The sequence below is a fragment of the Leisingera sp. genome, assembly GCF_034669605.1.
Taxonomy (GTDB): Bacteria; Pseudomonadota; Alphaproteobacteria; order Rhodobacterales; family Rhodobacteraceae; genus Leisingera.
The window spans coordinates 1-2,442 of record NZ_JAXMOX010000354.1 but is presented as its reverse complement, the minus strand read 5'-3'; the positions used below and the strand labels follow the sequence as shown (position 1 = coordinate 2,442).

Here is a 2,442-nt window from a genome sequence, read left to right as displayed (position 1 = left end):
CCGGTCTGGGTCGAGGCGGCGCCGCCCGGCGCGGAACAGGCCGAGGGCATCCCGTTCCGCAATCTCAACGACGGGGTGACGCCAGTGGTGATCGGCGGCAATGACTGGGCGGCGGCCTGGGCAGTGGACGGCAACGGACGGCCCATGCTGCCGGTCGGGCGCGGCTATGCCGGCGAGCGGCAGCGCGAACTGGCGTTCCGGTTCGGCGTCAATCTGGTGATGCATGTGCTGACCGGCAATTACAAATCCGACCAGGTGCATGTGCCGGCCCTGCTGGACCGGCTCGGGCAATAGGGGAACGCGATGACACAGACGATCCTGTTTGATCCTCTGGTGCCCTGGCCGGTGATCTGGGCGGCGGGCGCCATTACCCTGGCGGCGCTGGTGCTGGGCCTGTGGAAGGGGCTGTCAGGCTGGGCGCTGCGGGCGCTGGCGGCGCTGGTTTTATTGGCCGCCCTGGCCGGCCCGGTGCATCAGAGCGAGGACCGCGCGCCGCTCAGCGATATCGTGATTGTGGCCGAGGACCAGACCGCCAGCCAGCAGCTGCGCGGCCGCCCGGAGCAGACGGCGCGCGCGCGGACCCAGCTGAAGGCGGCATTGGCAGCCCGGGCAGGCACCGAGGTGCGCTGGATCACTGTTCCGGACAGCGCAGGCGACGCGGGCACCCGCCTGCTGGCGGCGATCGCGCAGGCGCTGGCGGATGAGCCGCGGGCGCGGGTGGCCGGTGTGATCGCCTTGTCCGACGGCCAGGTGCATGACGCGGGCCAGACGCTGAACCTGCCTGCGCCGATGCATCTGCTGCTGACCGGCCGCGCGGACGACTGGGACCGCCGCCTGATCGTGAAAAACGCCCCCGGCTTTGCCATCATCGGCGAGCCGGTGAAGCTGACGCTGCGGATCGAGGATCAGGGCGCGGCGCCGGCTGAGGGCGGTTTTGCCGATCTGGACATCTCGGTCGGCGGCGACGCGCCGCAGCGCTTTACCCTGCCGGTGGGCGTCGATTTCGAGCTGCCGATGGTGCTGCAGCACGGCGGCCGCAATGTGATCCGGTTCAGCCTGCCCGAGGAGCCGGGCGAGCTGACGGCGCGCAACAACACGGCGCTGGTGCAGATCAACGGGGTCCGCGACCGGCTGCGGGTGCTGCTGGTCTCGGGCGAGCCGCATGCCGGCGGGCGCACCTGGCGCAATCTGCTGAAATCCGACAGCGCCGTGGATCTGGTGCATTTCACCATCCTGCGGCCGCCCGAAAAGCAGGACGGGGTGCCGGTGGAGGAGCTGTCGCTGATCGCCTTCCCGACCCGCGAGCTGTTTCTGGAGAAGATCGAGGATTTCGACCTGATCATATTCGACCGCTACAAGCGCCGCGGCATCCTGCCGGCGGTCTATCTGGACAATGTGGCCAATTACGCTTTGGGCGGCGGTGCGGTGCTGGTGGCGGCGGGGCCGGATTTTGCCAGCGCCGACAGCATCTACCGCTCGCCGCTGTCGCTGATCCTGCCCGCCGAACCCTCGGCGCGGGTGCTGGAGGAGGCCTACCGCCCGGAAGTGACCGAGCTGGGCAAGCAGCATCCGGTGACCTCGGGGCTGGAGGGGGCGGCGGATTGGGGCCGCTGGCTGCGCCAGATTGAGCTGCGCCGCCCCGAAGGCCATGTGCTGATGAACGGTGCGGGCGGGCGGCCGCTCTTGGTGCTGAACCGGGTCGGCGAGGGCCGGGTGGCGCTTTTGGCCTCGGATCACGCCTGGCTGTGGAGCCGCGGCTATGAGGGCGGCGGGCCGCAGCTGGAGCTGCTGCGCCGCCTGGCCCATTGGATGATGAAGGAACCCGAGCTGGAGGAAGAAGCGCTGTGGGCCGAGGCCTCGGGCCAGCGGATGCGGATCCTGCGCCGCACCCTGGCCGGGCAGGCCGGGCCGGTGACGGTGACCAACCCGGATGGCTCCACCGTAGAGCTGGCGCTGCGCCAGACCGCGCCGGGCCAGTGGGAGGCCCGCTATCAAGGGCCGGAAGCGGGGCTTTACCGGCTGGAAGAAGGCGGCGAGACGGCGGTGGCCGGGCTGGGACCTGCAGCACCGAAGGAATTCGAGGAAACCATTGCCACCGGCGCTGTGCTGGCGCCGGTGCTGGAGCCCTTGCGCGGCGGCGTGCTGCGGCTGGAGCAGGGGATGCCGTCCTTGCGCAATGTGCGGGCCGGGCGCCCGGCAGCGGGGCGCGGGTGGATCGGCCTGACGCCGCGCGCCGCTTATGAAACCCTGTCGGTCAGCCAGGGGCCGCTGCTGCCCGGCTGGCTGGCACTGCTGATGGCCTCCTTCTTCATCGTCGCGGGCTGGCTGCGCGAAGGCCGCCGCTAAGGCCGCGCCAAGGAGGCGCTCCCGCCCGCCGCCAGCGCCTTGAAAGGCTCTGCTCCGGTTGGGCCAAGCGCCGCGCCAAAGGCGCGGCGCCGGGCG

2 protein-coding genes are annotated in these 2,442 nt (G+C 71.0%); both read left to right on the top strand.

Annotated elements, in window-relative coordinates:
• The coding region (locus tag VOI29_RS24100) for a DUF4159 domain-containing protein (protein WP_323784380.1) at positions 1-294 on the top strand (294 nt) is incomplete at its 5' end.
• Positions 295-303: 9 nt separating this feature from the next.
• Positions 304-2,346, top strand: coding sequence for a hypothetical protein (locus VOI29_RS24095; protein WP_323784378.1), 2,043 nt, complete (start codon positions 304-306; stop codon positions 2,344-2,346).
• The last annotated feature ends 96 nt before the right edge of the window (positions 2,347-2,442 follow it).